Below are 16,747 nucleotides of genomic sequence, written 5' to 3'. Positions count from 1 at the left end.
GAAGCAAATGCATCGCCGAACCTGAGCATTCGGAGCCGCCACCTTTCGGCCTCCGACGCCTGTGCAACATCATGCATCAGAAAAACAGGGTGTGTTTCACGGGCCCCATCAGGGTGAGTCCTGGGAAAACAAACCTATCATAAAGGCAGAGCCCATGCCAGGGCAACATGGGCGGTCAGACCAGATAACGGCGGGTCCGGGGCTGCCAGATCAAAGGCCCAGATCGGTCAGCGCTGCCATCAGGTCGCGGGGTTGGGCAAATCCGGTATGGGCCGACTGGTCCGGCGCGCCGACCACCAGCATCCGTTCTGCGGCACTGCCCACCCCCAGCTTTCCGGCATGGGCGATCATATCCTCCCGCGCTGGCAGCTTGTCGATTGCCCCATGACCATAGACCAGAATGGGCAGAACCTTCGTCCCCGGCTGCTGCTGTTCGACCAGGGCCGAGGCAGCCAGCAACGCGCGCCAGCAGGGTGTCCGCACGGCAGCCGGCTTGTCGCCATCGGCGGCAGCGGCCATTTCGGCGGCCTCTGCCGCCAGCGTCCAGGACCGACCGCACAGATCCTCTGTCGCCAGCAGGGCGGTAACCGGGGTACCGCCACGGGTGGCGGTGGCTACCGCCACAATACCCGACCCTTTGGCCACTTGCGGCGAGCGGGTGGTCTGGTCGAAGGTGCGGGTCAGGGTCGACACCACAGCCTCCACCGTCTGGGCCAGGGCCTTATCCCCCGCCGGCAGCGACAGGCGGTGCCAGGCGCCGAAAACCAGCGCCGCCACATCGGGCTGTACCGACGGTGCGGGGACCGTCGGCACCACAGCCGCGACGGGGGCCCCCGTATCCGGCCGCTCTTCCAGCACTTTCAGGCGGCGTTCCAGATCGGCCAAAGCCTGACCGGTGGCCGGTGTCGGACGATTTTCCAGGGCGGCCAGTCGGCGCGACAGGTCAGCCAGCGCCGGGCCATGATCGGCAACAGGCGCTGCCACGGCCTCCGTCGGGGCTTTGCTGTCGGTGGTGCCCGGCGGCACTTTGCGGATATCGCTGCGAATATCGCGGACATCCAGTTGCAGGTCACGAACGGCACCTACCACACGCAGGATGCTTTCATGCACCTGACCAATGATGGCCTCAAACTGGTCATGGCCGACAAAGCCACCGGACGGCATCGGCAGGTTGGGGGCATCCCCCCCCTGCGCCATGGATTGCCGCGCGGCTGCAATCCAGCTTTCGAGGCCGGCAACCCGGTTCAACAGTTCGGCGGCGGAGCGGGAGACCCGGTCCAGTTCCTCCGGATACCGGGTGACCTGCTGGCTGACCACGCCCGTCAGGTGGGCCAGCCTTTCACGCAGTTCCTGGATGCTCTGCCCCAGGGCGTTGATCTTCATGGTTTCCGGCAACTGCACCACGGCGGAATGCATCGCGGCCAGATCGGAGCGGAAATCGCGCAGCCGCGACCCGACATGCAGGGCCAGATCGCGGACAATGGTTTCCGCATAATCAAACGGATCGACCGAATCCTGAACCTCTCCGGTCAGGGCCGCCCCGGTTGTCCCGGCCTCCACCGGCTTGCGCGCGTCGGTGGTGTCGCTGGACGGCATGCTCATGGGCTGGCCTCACTGGAGGAGAGAGTGTCATTCAAGGATGCCAACAGGCGGGCGCGCCGCGCCTCCGCGTCATGGCGGTCCAGGCGGGGTACAGAGGGTGCAGCGGCCACGGGTGGCGGCATCGGATCGGCCCGCATTGTCTGCGCCTTTCGGGGCGGATCAGCGGCAGGGGCTGGTTCCGGCACCTTTGCCACAGCGGGAGGCACGGACGCGGGAACCGGGTCAGCCACCTCAGCCACAGATGGACGCGTGGGCGGTGGCAGCTTGGTTTCCGGCGGCGCCGTGTCTTGCGCAACGTTCGGTTCGGCAGCGGCCGGTTTTGTGGCCGGGCTGTCCGCAACCACGGTCGGTGCGTCCGCCATTTTCGGGGCAGAGATCTGAGCCGGGGGCGGAGGTTCGGTCAGCTTGACTTCGGACACCTTGGCCACCACCGGGTCGGGCCGGGGCGGTGTGACCGGCAACCGCGGTGGGGGGGAAACAAAGGGCGGTGTTGGCGGCGCCGCCGGTTTGGCGGGCGCCGGCGGAATGGGCCGTGTCACCAATGGGGGAGCGGTGGTCAGGCTGGGCGCACCCGCAGCGGGTGGTGGCGGGTTCGCCAACCCCAATATCGGCGCCGGTGTCGAACTGACCGTCGCGGCAGGCGCACCATCGGCAGAACCCGCTGGAAGCCGTGGCTGCAAGGAGGTCAAGGGCGGTACGATCGGTGTCTTGGGCAAGGATAACGGGTTGGTCCGGTTGACCGGTTCCGGAATGGCCCCGGTGGCCAGATCGGCCAGCAACTTGCGCAATGCAGCGGCCTTGGCCCCTTTCAGCACTTCGCTGCGGGCCTGGGCACGCTGGATCAGTCCAGGTTCAGCCGACAATTGCAGGAAATTGTTTTGATCCGGTGTCAGGCTTTCCAAACGCCAGGTCAGGTCGTCCAGAACATCCTGCCCATCCACGAATCGGTTCAGCGACTCGATTGTACCGGTTACCACCGTCGCGTCGCGCACGGCACGCGACGAAAAGACCGGGCTTTTACCGGAACCACCAACCAGCGTCGCCATGGGCGCTTCTGCGCCCGTGGCTGTTCCATCGGTTTCCGCAGCCGTCTCCAACAAGGCGGGCATCTCGGTACGGGACTCCACCACCGGCAAGGGCGGCGATACCGGCAGGGATGCTGACGGGTGGCGTTGACCGGTCAGGCGACGAAGAAGGGAGCCTAGCATCGCGTACTCCGCCATCCCCGCAACGGAGACGGGACCAAGGCACCGGTCACCTGCAACGCACGGATGGCGCCCCGGTCACAGGCTGGCACACTACATTCGATCGACATGGTCCGGGCACACTCCGACCAGAACATTCTTTTGCCATTATCGTTATCACGTCCCATGCCGCGGACGCAATTTCACAACGGATCAGCAAGCTAGGCTTCCTACCCCAAACAGGCAAGCAATCCGAAAAGAGGGGGAGTGGCGTCAGGATTAGATGGTTGCCAATTTGGATACGCACACGGCATGCTGTTTCCGTATCGGGTGATTTGACCCAAAACAATTACCAGGATTGTTCAACCCAATATTAACGCGTCCGCCTCTATGTGATCGCTCGCACCGACCGTTGGGCATTCCTGCGCTTAACTGTCAGGTGGTCCTGCCCGTTTTCAACCGCGTGGTCCGTTTATCGATGCTGGTTCCCCCTGCCCACGGATGGTCTGATCCACTGTCGCTGATTGCGGCCGGCGGTGACGCGTTCGGTGAGAGGCTGGATCTGATCCAGCCCCATGGATGGCTACTGGTCCTGAATGCCCAGGACCGCCGCCTGATCCAGGCGGGCACCAATCTGCCGCTGCTGCTGGGCTGCCCCGTGGACGAGGCATTGGGCCGGCCGGTTGCTGATCTTCTGGGTCCCCTGGCGGCCCGTGCGCTGGATCGCGCCATTGCCCAGGCCGGCGCGGATGCCATCGGACCGATCCCGCTGCGTCTGGACCGTGGCGGACAGCGCCGGCGCCTGATCGCGCATGGTCAATGGGATGAAAGCGGTCTGATCTTGGAACTGGAAGCGGCCCCGCCACTGGGGGATGCCGGCATGCAGACAGCCGGTTTCGGGACCGCGATCCGGCGTTACCGCCACATTGCCAGCGTCACCGATCTGGCACAGGCGGTAACGCAAGACATGCGCCGCCTGACGGGGTATGACCGCGCGCTGTTTGTGCGGATGCCGGAAGGCGGAGATATCCAGGTCCTGGCGGCCGCAGCCGCCCCAGGCCAGAGCGAGCCAGGGTCGGCCCTGGGCTTCGTGCCATTGCGACCGCTGGAAACATCCCTGCTTGAACTGAACCGCGCCCGGCTGGTCTATGACATGCAGGCCGAGCCGGTTTCGCTGGTGCCGGCGACCAACCCGGTCACCGGACGCCATCTGGATCTCAGCCGGGTCAGCCTGCGCCATCCGACCCTTCTGTTCCAACGCCATGGCCAGCGGCGGCAGGTGCGCGGTGTGCTGGCTGTAACCCTGCTGGTCGGCGGGCGTCTGTGGGGCTATCTTTGGTGCGAAAGTGCCGAACCCCATGCCGTTACCCCGTCGGTCCGCGCGTTGTGCGAGGCGCTGGGTGAAATTGTGGCGGCACAGATCGCCACGTTGGAGGAACGGGCCAGCATCGCCGCCCGAACCAACGCCGCCCGGGGTCTGACCCGGCTGTCACATCTGCTGCGCCAGGGCGCGCAATTGACCGATGGGTTGGCAGCCGCGCAGACCGTGATCGGGGAATTGCTGCCCCATAGCGCAATGGTGGCCGGCATCGAAGGCAGCCATTGGGCTACCCATGAACTTCCCCCATTGCCGCACTGGCTGGACCGGCTGATCGACGAGAGCACGGCACGGCGGGACGGAATCACTTGGCGACCGGGGATGCTGGGCATTGATGTGCCGGACGGGCATCTTGTTCTGCTGCGGGAAGCGGATGCCGGCTGGAGCCATGCCGAACTGGAGCTTGCGCAGGAACTGCACCATCTGCTGGCCGAACGCCAGGCGGAGATTTACCGCCGCCGCACGGAGCAGCAGCTTCATGTCATGGCCAATTTTGACCGGGTCACCGGTCTGCCAAACCGGACACATGTGCTGCAGGCGTTGCAGCAGGCGCTGGGGGTGGAAACCGAGGTTGCGATCACGGTCGTCGGCCTGGACCGTTTTCGCGCGGTAAAGGCAGCCCTGGGCGAGGCGGAAGCCGACGCCCTGCTGGCTGCGGTGGCCAAAAGGTTGCGGGAATGTGTACCGGCAGGCGATCTTCTTGGCCGCATCGACACAGGCGAATTCGCCATCCTGTCCTTTGAGGAGGCGGCGGAACGAACCGATGATCTTGCCCATTCTGTGCGCGATGCCCTGCGGGCACCGCTGGCTGTGGCGGGCCGGGAAATGTTCGTGACGGCCAGCCTGGGGCTGGTGCCCGGAACCGCCGGTGGCACTGACGCGGCTGCCCTTTTGCGCGATGCAGAGATTGCCAGCGCCGAAGCGGAGGCAGCGGGCGGCGGCGGAAGACGGGTGTTTGATGCCGACATGCGAGCCCGGCTGACGCAACGGCATGTGATTTATGACCGGCTGCGTCAGGCCATTTACTTCACCAATGGTGTGCACCCGGTGTTCCAGCCGATTGTGCGCCTGTCCGATGGCGAATTGACCGGGTTCGAGGCGCTGGCCCGCTGGACTGACCCTGAGCACGGACCGATCCCACCCAACACCTTTATCGCAGTGGCAGAGGAGACGGGCCTGATCGTGCCGCTGGGCAACCATATCCTGGTCCAGTCCTGCCGCCAGATTGCCAGATGGAACCGGGGCCGGGCCGACAATCCGCTTTATATTTCTGTCAACCTATCGCCCTATCAACTCGACCCGTCCCGGCTGGACATTGTGCGCTGGGTGACGGGGGTGATGGACATGACCGAATGCCGGCCGGAATGGCTGCGCCTGGAAATCACCGAGAGCGGGTTGATCGGCCAGGGCGGAGAGGCCGTGGCCATCCTGCAGGGCCTGCGCGACCTGGGGATCCAACTGGCCATTGATGATTTCGGCACAGGCTATTCTTCATTGGCCTATTTGCAGAACCTGCCGGTCGACACCATCAAGATCGACCGCAGCTTTGTCACTGCCATGGCGCGTGACGACAAGGGCAAAGCCCTGGTCAGCGCGATCCTCCACATTGCCGGGATCATGGAGTTCGGTGTTGTGGCCGAAGGTGTGGAAACCGAAGCCCAAGAAGCGTTGCTGCGCCAATTGGGCTGTGAACGGGCCCAAGGCTATCTTTTCGCCAAACCGCTGGAGGCCGAGATGGCAACGGCCCTGGTGCATCATGCCATCGGTATGCCCGGCCCCATCAAGGCTGAAACCCGCAGTCTGCGCGCCGGGCGCTGGTTCTGACGGCAGGCAGCCGTCAGGGGGCGATGCCGTCCACCGGGCGTAAACCCGCATCCGCTGGCAGGTCGATCAGAAACCGTTCGCGCAGGATGTGCCGAAAGCTCGCCTCGTCAGGGATTTCTAACTCTTCCGCCAAGGTGCCGTTCAGGCGCCGTCGGTACTGCCCGTTCAACAGGCTGTGCCGTTCGGACAGGGTTATCCGCGCCACCAGCCGGTTCTGGATAAAACGCGACTGCGGATGGGTGGAGGTATAGTGATTGCCGAAAATCAGGTCGTGATCGACCACCGGCTCATCCCCAAACCAATAGAGCCCAAACCAGTCGCCATCGCGCCAGACCTCCAGTTCCCAGCCCGGCGACCAGTCGGAAGGACGCAGACGCCAACGGTCACCGGCACTGTCATACTCCCCTTTCCGCAGCGGCAGGGGTTCGGCCAGACAGGACCCGCCGAAACCGACATCGGCCAGATGGGTGTCACCCTCGATGGTAACCAACAGCATCAGGTGGCTGCGCCCTCCCGGATCCCCCCCCATCCGCACCCGCGCCAGGCGGCGCACCAGATCGAAACCGATCCTGGTCAACGCCATATGGAAAAGGCTGTTCTGTTCAAAACAATAACCACCGCGCTGGGAACCGACCAGTTTGGCCATGATGGCTTCCGGTTCCAGGCGAATGGGCAGGCCCCGCTGAATATCGAGATTTTCAAACGGAATGGCCCCCGCATGTGCAATATGCAGGGCGCGAAGGCAGGCCAGAGTGGCTTGTACAGGACCGGTATAACCGATACGGGCCAGATAGGCGGAAAGATCAAAAGCGGGTACCGGTGGCTGGTTCATGGTCACAGATCCTGGCGGAACGGTATGCAGACGCATCCCTTACCCAAGCGACAAGCGCTCCGCCAGACCCAAACATCACCGGCACTCAATCGCCAACCCAAGCGATCAGCAGGTTCCTGCCACCTTGCGGTGGGCCAGATCGACGGCCGGGGCACGGGTGGCTGAACCGACCGGCACAGCCGGATTGCCCGCAGCCGCACGGGCAGCATCATCGGCGGCCAGCACCGCCAGGGCCAGAAATTCCGCCAGATCACCCATCTGGCTGCGGCGGGCATCCTTGACCAGGCTTTCCAGGCACCGCTTGATTGCAATGGCCACGTCCCGCGCTGGTTCTTCCCCCGCAGCGTCCTGCTTATTCAGTGAACAATTCATCATCGGTTCCGCCCCCTTGGCGATGACTGCCAGCCGTTAGGCCATTCTTGTCCTGTGCGGTCGATGCTAATTCGTTTTTGTGGACAAATACAGACATAAACGTATTAATTTTTACTGTTAACAAGTATAAACGGGATGTTTCTTCTACTCACCAAACAAACGTAGTCCATGTCAATGACTCACGTCCGATAGGTTGTGTACTTTACTTAATCGTAATATGAATATGTTTACAGTAATCGAATTTGGCAAAGCCTTCACACGTGACTATCCGTGGCATTCCCCCTTTCCGGTCCCGCCCGCCGGCACGGGCAATGCAGCCTTGCCGAAAATGGCGAAGCCGTGACACTGGCTGGACAGTTGCGCCGCACAGCGGGCCTGCCTATATCTGCTGTGCGCCAGGACGGTGACCCGTCCCGGAGATCAACGATGGGGACCATATCGCGGTGCTTTGGGCCGCGGGCGGTCTGCCGAACAAGAGAGGTCGTCATGAGCAAGGTTATCGGTATCGATCTGGGCACCACGAATTCCTGCGTGGCCGTAATGGAAGGCACACAGGCCAAGGTTATCGAGAATGCCGAAGGCGCGCGCACCACGCCGTCCATGGTCGCCTTCACCCAAGGTGGTGAACGGCTGACGGGGCAGCCCGCGAAGCGCCAGGCCGTCACGAACCCCGACAACACCCTGTTCGCCATCAAGCGCCTGATCGGCCGCCGTTTCGATGATCCGGTGACCAAGAAGGACGCGAACCTCGTCCCCTATAAGATTGTGTCGGGTGGCAATGGCGATGCCTGGGTCGAAGCCCAGGGCGACAAGTACAGCCCCAGCCAGGTCAGCGCTTTCATCCTGCAGAAGATGAAGGAGACCGCCGAGGCTTACTTGGGTGAAAAGGTCACCCAGGCCGTCATCACCGTTCCCGCCTATTTCAATGACAGCCAGCGCCAGGCCACCAAGGATGCCGGCAAGATCGCCGGCCTGGAAGTGCTGCGCATTATCAACGAGCCGACGGCCGCCGCCCTGGCCTATGGCATGGAGAAGAAGGGCACCGGCACCATCGCCGTCTATGACCTGGGTGGTGGCACGTTCGACGTGTCGATCCTGGAGATCGGCGATGGCGTGTTCGAGGTGAAGTCCACCAACGGCGACACGTTCCTGGGTGGTGAAGATTTCGACGGCAAGATCATCGATTACCTGGCCGAGGAGTTCCAGAAGGAGCAGGGGATCGACCTGCGCAAGGACCGTCTGGCCCTGCAGCGCCTGAAGGAAGCCGCCGAAAAGGCCAAGATCGAGCTGTCCAGCTCTGTCCAGACGGAAGTCAACCTGCCCTTCATCACCGCCGATGCGTCCGGCCCGAAGCATCTGAACATCAAGCTGACCCGCGCCAAGCTGGAAGCCCTGGTCGAAGATCTGGTCCGCCGCACCGTCGGCCCCTGCCAGGCTGCCCTGAAGGATGCCGGCCTGAAGGCGTCGGAAGTGGATGAGGTGATCCTGGTCGGCGGTATGACCCGCATGCCCAAGATCATCGAGACCGTGAAGCAGATTTTCGGCAAGGAGCCGAACCGTGGCGTGAACCCCGACGAGGTGGTGGCCATTGGTGCGGCCATCCAGGGCGGTGTCCTGAAGGGCGACGTCAAGGATGTGCTGCTGCTGGACGTCACGCCGCTGTCGCTGGGTATCGAAACGCTGGGTGGGGTGTTCACCCGTCTGATCGACCGCAACACGACGATCCCGACCAAGAAGTCCCAGGTGTTCTCCACGGCGGAAGACAATCAATCTGCCGTGACCATCCGCGTGTTCCAGGGTGAACGCGAAATGGCGGCCGACAACAAGATGCTGGGCCAGTTCGACCTGATGGGCATTCCCTCCGCCCCGAGAGGCGTGCCGCAGATCGAAGTGACCTTTGACATCGACGCCAACGGCATCGTCAATGTCGGCGCCAAGGACAAGGCCACCGGCAAGGAGCAGGTGATCCGTATCCAGGCCTCGGGCGGGCTGTCGGACAGCGACATCCAGAAGATGGTCAAGGACGCCGAGGAACATGCGGCCGAAGACAAGAAGCGCAAGGAACTGGTGGAAGCCAAGAACCATGCAGACGGTCTGATCCACTCCACCGAGCGGACCTTGAAGGAGAATGAGGACAAGATCGCCGCTGCCGACAAGTCCGCTGTCGAAGCGGCCATCGCCGATCTGAAGACGGCCATGAATGGGGACGACCCGGCCGCCATCAAGGCCAAGACAGATGCCCTGGCCCAGGCCAGCATGAAGATCGGTGAAGCCCTGTACAAGGCTGGCCAGGAAGGGGGTGCCGCCCCCGGTGGTCCGTCCGCATCGACCAGCGATGATGACAATGCCGGCGGCGAGAAGGTGGTGGATGCCGACTTCGAGGAAGTGGACGACCGCAAGAAGAACTGACGCCGCTTGACCCCCGTTTTGGGGGCGGGACAGCCGTTCCAAGTCTGGCGCTGGCCCGCCCGGTTTACCCGGGCGGGCCTGTTGCTTGACAGGAATGTTGATGAATGGGCTTCCAATCCGGGTATGGCACCAGTGACAGGCCGGCCGGACCGGATGCGAAGGAACAGAGGCCACCATGTCGAAGCGCGATTATTACGAAGTTCTCGGCGCCCCGAAAAACGCCAGCGCCGACGACCTGAAAAAGGCCTATCGCAAACTGGCCATGCAATATCACCCCGACCGCAATCAGGGTGACAAGACGGCTGAACAGAAATTCAAGGAAATCAACGAAGCCTATGATTGTCTGAAGGACGAGCAGAAGCGCGCAGCCTATGACCGGTTCGGCCATGCCGCCTTTGAGGGAGGCGGTGGACGTCCCGGCGCGGGTGGTGGTGCTGGTGGCTTCGATTTCGGCGGCGGCTTTGCCGACATCTTTGACGAGATGTTCGGGGAGTTCATGGGTCGGGGCGGGCGCGGCGGCCAGACCAATAACCGCGGCAATGACCTGCGCTATAATCTGGAAATCAGCCTGGAGGATGCCTTCAAAGGCTCCGCCACCCAGGTGCGTGTGCCCACCAGTGTGATGTGCGATCCCTGCGGCGGGTCCGGCGCCGAGGCGGGCAGCAGTCCCACCACCTGCGGCACCTGTAACGGGGCAGGCAAGGTGCGGGCCCAGCAGGGCTTCTTCACCATCGAACGCACCTGCCCCACCTGCAACGGGTCCGGCCGCGTCATCAAGGACCCGTGCCGCCATTGTGGTGGCCAGGGCCGGGTACGCAAGGAAAAGACCCTGCAGGTCTCTATCCCGGCGGGCGTGGAGGATGGTACCCGTATCCGGTTGGCCGGCGAGGGCGAAGCAGGATTACGCGGCGGTACACCGGGCGATCTCTATATCTTCCTGTCGATCGCCGCCCACCGCTTTTTCCAGCGTGACGGGGCCAACCTGCATTGCCGGGTGCCCATCCCCATGACCACGGCGGCCCTGGGCGGAACCATTGAAGTACCGACCATTGATGGCAGCCGGGCCAAGGTGAACGTGCCCGCCGGCACCCAGACCGGCCATCAGTTCCGCCTGAAGGGCAAGGGCATGAGTGTGCTGCGCAGCCCGGCCCGCGGGGACATGTATATCAATGTCATGGTCGAAACCCCGGTCAACCTGACGAAACGGCAGCAGGAATTGCTGAAAGAGTTCGAGAAGGAAGCGGCGGAGAATGGCCACAATCCCGAGTCGGAAGGCTTTTTCGCCAAGGTGAAGGAGTTCTTTGCGGATTTGAAGGATTGAGGGCGCGGGCAACATGCGCTGTCGTCATCCCCGCACAAGCGGGGATGACAAATGGGGGTAGCGTCAAGACCCCACCAGCCCGGACTCCTTCATGAGCTTCGCCCGCGCCATCGCCACTGTCGGCGGCATCACCATGATCAGCCGAGTGCTGGGCTTTGTGCGCGATATGCTGGCCGCCCGGTTCTTGGGTGCTGGCATGGAGGCCGATGCCTTCTTCGTGGCCTTCCGTCTGCCTAACCTGTTTCGGTCACTGTTCGCCGAAGGGGCTTTCACGGCGGCTTTTCTGCCGATGTTCAGTGGTACGCTGCAAAAGGAAGGCGAGGCGGCGGCCAAGGGGCTGGCCGAGGAGGCCTTGTCCTTCATGGTCGCCATCTTGATGATTTTCTCAATCATCATGGCGCTTGCCATGCCCTGGGTCGTGTCGATTCTGGCGACAGGCTTTCGCGATGACCCGGCGCAATTCACGCTGGCTGTCACACTTTCACACATTACCTTTCCCTATCTGGCGCTGATTTCCATCACCGCCTTGTTTGGGTCTATCCTCAATGCCGTGGGGCGGTTTGGACCGTTCGCGGCGGCCCCGGTCCTGCTGAACATCGTACAGATCACAGGTCTGTTGATGGCCGGCCCTCTAGGGATCGGTGCCCATTGGATGCTGGCCTATGGCGTACCGATCGCCGGTCTGGCGCAGATGGTCTGGATGATCATCGCCGCCAAACGTGCCGGGATGGGCCTGCGCTTACGCCGCCCGCGCCTGACGCCGCGGGTGAAAAAGCTGTTCGCCCTGCTGGCGCCGGGCATCCTGGGGGCGGGGGTCTATCAGTTCAACCTGCTGGTCGGCACCAACCTGGCCTCCTGGCTGCCCACCGGATCGGTATCCTGGCTGCAATATGCCGACCGCTTGAACCAGTTGCCGATGTCGGTGATCGGCGTGGCGGTCGGCACGGCGCTGTTGCCGCTTCTGTCGCGACAAATGGCGGCGGGCGATCAGGATGGGGTGAAGGCCAGCCTGTCACGGGGCCTGGAATTCGCAGCCCTGTTCGGTCTGCCGGCCACCGTGGCATTGATGACCATCCCGGCCCCGCTGGTGCATGTGCTGTTCAAGGGCGGCGCCTTCACGGCCGCCGATGCCACAGCCACGGCGGCGGCATTGCAGGCTTTTGCCATCGGCATCCCGGCCTTCATCGTGGCCAAGATCCTGTCGTCCGCCTATTTCGCCAAACAGGATACAAGGGGACCGGTGCGCATCGCCATCGTCGTGCTGATCGGCAATGTTCTGGTCTCGCTGGCGCTGATCGAACCGTTGGGCCATGTCGGACTGGCCCTGGCACCGGGCCTGACGGCCTGGCTGAATGTGGTGCTGCTGGCCATCGGTTTGCGGCGGCGTGGGCTGCTGTCATTCGATGACCGTCTGAAAAGCCGGTTGTGGCGGATGGGGTTGGCGGTGATCGGCCTGGGTGCCGCCAGCATTGGTCTGACCGAACTGCTGGCCCGTTGGTTGTTCACCGGCACAGCACCGGAGCGGATCGGGGCGCTGGCGCTGGTCATCCTGGGGGCATCCCTCACTTATTTCGCCCTGTGCTTTCTGCTGCGAGCGACCCGCATGGCGGAGATCAAGGCAATGCTGCGCCGGAGCAGCAACACACCGCCGCCGGCCGCTTGACCGGTACCGGTGGCCGGGGCCATACAGGCAGCCCGGCATTTCGCCTTCCACAAGCGACCGATAGAGACCTCAAACGATGAGCCTTATCTTTTCCGGCATGCAGCCGACCCGCCAGCTCCACCTCGGCAATTATCTCGGCGCACTGAAGAACTGGGTGAAGCTGCAAAACGACATGGACGCGATCTTCTGCGTTGTCGATCTGCACGCCATGACCATTGATCACGACCCCGAAACCCTGCGGAACAATATCCGCGAGGTGGCGGCCGCCTATATCGCGGCGGGCATCGACCCCGACAAGAACATCCTGTTCAATCAGTCATCGGTCAGCGGCCATGCCGAGTTGAACTGGATCCTGACCTGCCATACGCCCTTGGGCTGGCTGAACCGCATGACCCAGTTCAAGGAAAAGGCCGGCAAGCAGAAGGACAACGCCGTTCTGGGCCTCTATGCCTATCCGGTTCTGATGGCCGCCGACATCCTGCTCTATAAGGCCACGCATGTGCCGGTGGGGGAGGATCAGAAGCAGCATCTGGAACTGGCCCGCGACATTGCTGGCGCCTTCAATCGCTATTACAAGGCCGATGGCTTTTTCCCCCTGCCCGAGCCACAAATCCTGGGCGAAGCGACGCGGGTGATGAGCCTGCGGGACGGCACCAAAAAAATGTCGAAGTCGGATGAGAGCGAATATAGCCGCATCAACCTGACTGATGATGCCGATACCATCGCCCTGAAGATCCGCAAGGCCAAGACCGACCCGGAGCCCCTGCCGGAAACCGTGGAAGATCTGGAAAAGCGGCCGGAAGCCAACAATCTGGTCACGATCTATGCGGCTTTGTCCGACACGACCCGTGCCTCGGTGCTGGCGCAATTCGGCGGGCAGCAGTTCAGCGCCTTCAAGGGGGCGCTGGCCGACCTGTCGGTGGCCAAACTGGCCCCCATCGCCGGTGAGATGAACCGATTGCTGGGTGACAAGGCCGAACTGGACCGGTTGTTGAAGAAGGGCGCCGATCGTGCTGGCGAGATCGCAGCGCGGACCGTGAATGAGGTCAAGGATCTGGTGGGTCTGGTCCGGTTCTAATACCGGAACCAAAGGGTCAGCATACCGACGGTCCTCGGCACGAACATCTTGAATTATAAAAATCCGCCTCCCCAACGTCGGCCGGGGAGGCGGACCCTTCAACAGGCGGGCCCGGTCTTCAGGCCGCCTTCTTCTTTACCTTTGCCGACTTGGCCGGTTCTGGTTCCCCATCCGGTTCGGTCAGGGCATTCAACAGGGCATGACGGATTTCGGCCAGTTTGCGTTCATGTGTGACCTTCAGGCCGAAGACATCCTTCACATAGAAAACGTCGATGGCGACATTGCCATAGGTGGAGATCTTGGCCGACGCGATCTGCAAATTGGCCTGGGTCAGGGTGCGGGTCAGCAGGTAGAGCAGACCGGGTCGGTCGCGACCATTCACCTCGATCACCGTATGATTACCGGTGACCGTATTGTCGACCAGCACGCGCGGCGCCACCTTGAACGCGCGGATACGCGCCGTCTGTTGCGGGCGGCGGGCCAGTTCATCGGCCAGACGCAGTTCACCGGCCAACACCTTGTCCACCATCACCGATAGGCGCGCCAGCTTGTCGCCGCTGTCGAAGGAACCGCCGCCGGCGGCCTGTACCGTGAACACGTCCAGCGCCATACCGTTGGTCATGGTGAAAATACGCGCATCCATGATGTCGGCCCCGGCCAGGGCCAGCGCACCGGCCAGCCGGGAGAACAGGCCCGGATGGTCGGCAGTATAGACCGTGACCTCCGTTACCACGCGGCCCCGGTCGATCCGTGTATCCAGGGTCAGCGGCGCCTTGGTCCGTTCCGCCTCCCGGATCAGGCGGGCATGGTGGGCCAGGGTCGGAATGTTCAGCGACAGCCAATAGCCTGGATAGGCACGCGCCAGATGGGCATCGACCTCCACCGCCGGCCAATCAGCCAGTTCGGCCCGCAGGGCGGCCTGGGCAGCGGCCACCCGGCTGTCGCGGCCTTCACTGCCCACCACACCGGACATGCGTTCTTCGCTGCGGCGGAACAGTTGGCGCAGCAGCGTGGCCTTCCAGCCGTTCCAGCGGCCCGGCCCCACCGCCCGGATATCGGCCACCGTCAGGCACAACAGCAGCTTCAGACGTTCCGGCGACTGAACCAGATCGACAAATTTGCTGATGGTGTTTTCATCATCCAGGTCACGCTTGAAGGCAGTGTCCGACATGGCCAGATGCCAGCGCACCAGCCAGACGACCGTTTCCGTCTCCTCCTCGGTCATGCCCAGGCGCGGGCAGAGCTTTTCCGCAACCTTGGCCCCCAGGATGGAATGGTCCCCGCCTCTGCCCTTGGCGATGTCATGCACCAGCATGGCGACATAGAGGGCGCGGCGGGAATTGACCTTGTGGATCACATCGGATGCCAGCGGCACCTCATCCGTCAGGGCGCCCTTTTCCACCTGGTGCAGGATACCGACGGCGAACAGCGTATGCTCATCCACCGTGAAGTGATGGTACATGTCGAACTGCATCATGCCGACAATACGACCGAAATCCGGCACGAATCGGCCCAGAACGCCCGCCTCGTTCATGCGGCGCAGCGCCACCTCCGGGTCTTTCTTTGATGATAGGATTTCCAGGAACAGACGGTTGGCTTCCGCATCCTCGCGCAGTTTCGGCCCAATGCTGGACAGGGCACGGGTGATGGCCCGCAACGCGTTGGGATGGATATCCAGGTCATTCTCCTGCGCCACATGGAACAGGCGGATCATATCAATCGGTTGATCCTTGAAATGCCGATCGGATTTCACGTTCAGGCGGCCGGCATCCAAGGTGAATCCGTTGAAATCCGCCCCGCGCTGAAACCGTTTGCGCAGAAAGGCGAATCGGGGCGCGCGTTTGCTTTCCTGCTCCAGGGCGGCACAGAAGATGCGGGTCAGATCCCCCACATCCTTGGCGATCATGAAATAATGCTTCATGAAGCGCTCGACCGCGTTCTTGCCTGCATGTTCGGTATAGCCCAGCCGGCGCGCCATCTCCATCTGCAGGTCAAAAGTCAGACGGTCTTCCTGACGGCCCGTCAGGTAATGCAACTGACAGCGGGCAGACCACAGGAAGGTTTCGGCCTTGGCAAAGCGCTGCGCCTCTTCCGGCGTCAGCACACCATTGGCGACCAGCCCCTCCACCTCATCCACCTGATAAGCGTATTTGGCAATCCAGAACAGGGTCTGCAGGTCACGCAGCCCGCCCTTGCCTTCCTTGATATTGGGTTCCAGCATGTAACGGCTGTCGCCAATCTTGCGGTGCCGCTCGTTGCGTTCGCCCATCTTGGCTTCGATGAAGGCGGTGATGCTGCCGCTGGCACCGACCACATCCTTGGCGAACCGTTTGCGCATCTCGCCAAACAGGGCGTTTTCACCCCATAGGAACCGCGCTTCCAGCAGGCTGGTGCGGATGGTCATGTCATCCAGCGACAGGCGGATACATTCATCCACCGAGCGCACCGCATGCCCGACCTTCCAACCCAGGTCCCAGAGCAGGTAGAGCATATATTCAACCACCTGCTCCACCCGCGGTGTCCGCTTGTAGGGCAGCAGGAACAACAGATCGACATCAGAAAAGGGGGCCATTTCGGCCCGGCCATAGCCGCCAATGGCGACAATGGCCAGCCGTTCACCCTTGGTCAGTTCCGCCGTTGGATAGACATGGTCCAAGGTGAAGTCGGCCAGAGACTGCACGATGGCGTCAGTCAGCTTGGCCGTCTGATGCACACAATCATCGCCACGGTGCGACACCTCGAACCGGGCGCGGATGGCGGTGCGGCCTTCGGCCAATATCTCTTTCAGCAGCAAAAGCAGCGGCCCACGCAGCCGGTCAATACTGCCATCATGGCTGTCGACCAGGGCATTCAGCCGTTTGCAGATACCGGCCCTTCCGGGGATGGGCGGATGACGCCCGCCATCAGGGCGGGGGGAAACGGCATCAGGCGAAGCGGCCATGTTGCCGCTTTGGGGGGGGATCGGAGGAATGGTATCTGGCATCGCACGGGTTCCGGGACTGTCCCTGCGCGACAGTATGGCATGAAACATCCGCCCAGGCTTGGGCCTTCCGTGGGCGAACAGCCCCATCAAGCCCTCCTCGC

10 protein-coding genes are annotated in these 16,747 nt (G+C 62.8%); 5 read left to right on the top strand and 5 right to left on the bottom strand.

What is annotated here, in order from left to right; all coding sequences use genetic code 11:
* Positions 1–210: 210 nt before the first annotated feature.
* On the bottom strand, positions 211–1,602 hold the full coding sequence (locus CHU95_RS08330) for a hypothetical protein (protein WP_094455620.1): 1,392 nt from the start codon (positions 1,600–1,602) through the stop codon (positions 211–213).
* Positions 1,599–2,810, bottom strand: a complete 1,212-nt coding sequence (locus CHU95_RS08325) for a hypothetical protein (protein WP_094455618.1) — start codon at positions 2,808–2,810, stop codon at positions 1,599–1,601. The genes CHU95_RS08330 and CHU95_RS08325 overlap by 4 nt, the downstream gene beginning before the upstream one ends.
* Positions 2,811–3,264: 454 nt before the next feature.
* On the opposite strand from CHU95_RS08325, the gene CHU95_RS08320 reads away from it, so the two are divergent.
* The gene (locus CHU95_RS08320; RefSeq protein ID WP_133065477.1) at positions 3,265–5,988 is read left to right on the top strand and encodes an EAL domain-containing protein; all 2,724 of its coding nucleotides are present in this window, start codon (positions 3,265–3,267) and stop codon (positions 5,986–5,988) included.
* 13 nt (positions 5,989–6,001) lie between these two features.
* Here CHU95_RS08320 and CHU95_RS08315 read toward each other — a convergent pair whose 3' ends face one another.
* Positions 6,002–6,820: an arylamine N-acetyltransferase family protein gene (locus CHU95_RS08315; protein WP_165772089.1), complete on the bottom strand. Its 819-nt coding sequence runs from the start codon at positions 6,818–6,820 to the stop codon at positions 6,002–6,004.
* Positions 6,821–6,925: 105 nt separating this feature from the next.
* Positions 6,926–7,195 (bottom strand): hypothetical protein, encoded by a 270-nt coding sequence (locus CHU95_RS08310; protein ID WP_245838050.1) that lies wholly within the window; start codon positions 7,193–7,195, stop codon positions 6,926–6,928.
* A gap of 483 nt (positions 7,196–7,678) precedes the next feature.
* On the opposite strand from CHU95_RS08310, the gene dnaK reads away from it, so the two are divergent.
* From dnaK to trpS, 4 genes are all read left to right on the top strand, one after another.
* Positions 7,679–9,601 (top strand): molecular chaperone DnaK, encoded by a 1,923-nt coding sequence (dnaK, locus tag CHU95_RS08305; protein WP_094455612.1) that lies wholly within the window; start codon positions 7,679–7,681, stop codon positions 9,599–9,601.
* 175 nt (positions 9,602–9,776) lie between these two features.
* Positions 9,777–10,922, top strand: a complete 1,146-nt coding sequence (gene dnaJ / locus CHU95_RS08300) for a molecular chaperone DnaJ (RefSeq protein ID WP_094455610.1) — start codon at positions 9,777–9,779, stop codon at positions 10,920–10,922.
* A 91-nt stretch (positions 10,923–11,013) separates the two neighbouring features.
* Entirely contained in the window at positions 11,014–12,585 is a 1,572-nt protein-coding gene (gene murJ / locus CHU95_RS08295; RefSeq protein WP_094455608.1) for a murein biosynthesis integral membrane protein MurJ, read from the top strand.
* Positions 12,586–12,661: 76 nt separating this feature from the next.
* Entirely contained in the window at positions 12,662–13,663 is a 1,002-nt protein-coding gene (gene trpS / locus CHU95_RS08290; protein WP_094455606.1) for a tryptophan--tRNA ligase, read from the top strand.
* Between the two features lie 118 nt (positions 13,664–13,781).
* On the opposite strand, the gene CHU95_RS08285 is transcribed toward trpS, so the two are convergent.
* Positions 13,782–16,604 (bottom strand): [protein-PII] uridylyltransferase, encoded by a 2,823-nt coding sequence (locus CHU95_RS08285; RefSeq protein ID WP_094455914.1) that lies wholly within the window; start codon positions 16,602–16,604, stop codon positions 13,782–13,784.
* Positions 16,605–16,747 lie beyond the last annotated feature (143 nt).

Source organism: Niveispirillum lacus, assembly GCF_002251795.1.
GTDB lineage: Bacteria > Pseudomonadota > Alphaproteobacteria > Azospirillales > Azospirillaceae > Niveispirillum > Niveispirillum lacus.
The sequence above is the reverse complement of the archived record's forward strand: the minus strand, read 5'-3'. Positions and strand labels throughout refer to the sequence as shown.

Excerpts from the sequence above, each read along its gene's own strand:
- CHU95_RS08330 (WP_094455620.1), bottom strand. The coding sequence starts at position 1,602 with ATGAGCATGCCGTCCAGCGACACCACCGACGCGCGCAAGCCGGTGGAG.
- CHU95_RS08325 (WP_094455618.1), bottom strand. The coding sequence starts at position 2,810 with ATGCTAGGCTCCCTTCTTCGTCGCCTGACCGGTCAACGCCACCCGTCA.
- CHU95_RS08320 (WP_133065477.1), top strand. The coding sequence starts at position 3,265 with ATGCTGGTTCCCCCTGCCCACGGATGGTCTGATCCACTGTCGCTGATT.
- CHU95_RS08315 (WP_165772089.1), bottom strand. The coding sequence starts at position 6,820 with ATGAACCAGCCACCGGTACCCGCTTTTGATCTTTCCGCCTATCTGGCC.
- CHU95_RS08310 (WP_245838050.1), bottom strand. The coding sequence starts at position 7,195 with ATGATGAATTGTTCACTGAATAAGCAGGACGCTGCGGGGGAAGAACCA.
- dnaK (WP_094455612.1), top strand. The coding sequence starts at position 7,679 with ATGAGCAAGGTTATCGGTATCGATCTGGGCACCACGAATTCCTGCGTG.
- dnaJ (WP_094455610.1), top strand. The coding sequence starts at position 9,777 with ATGTCGAAGCGCGATTATTACGAAGTTCTCGGCGCCCCGAAAAACGCC.
- murJ (WP_094455608.1), top strand. The coding sequence starts at position 11,014 with ATGAGCTTCGCCCGCGCCATCGCCACTGTCGGCGGCATCACCATGATC.
- trpS (WP_094455606.1), top strand. The coding sequence starts at position 12,662 with ATGAGCCTTATCTTTTCCGGCATGCAGCCGACCCGCCAGCTCCACCTC.
- CHU95_RS08285 (WP_094455914.1), bottom strand. The coding sequence starts at position 16,604 with ATGGCCGCTTCGCCTGATGCCGTTTCCCCCCGCCCTGATGGCGGGCGT.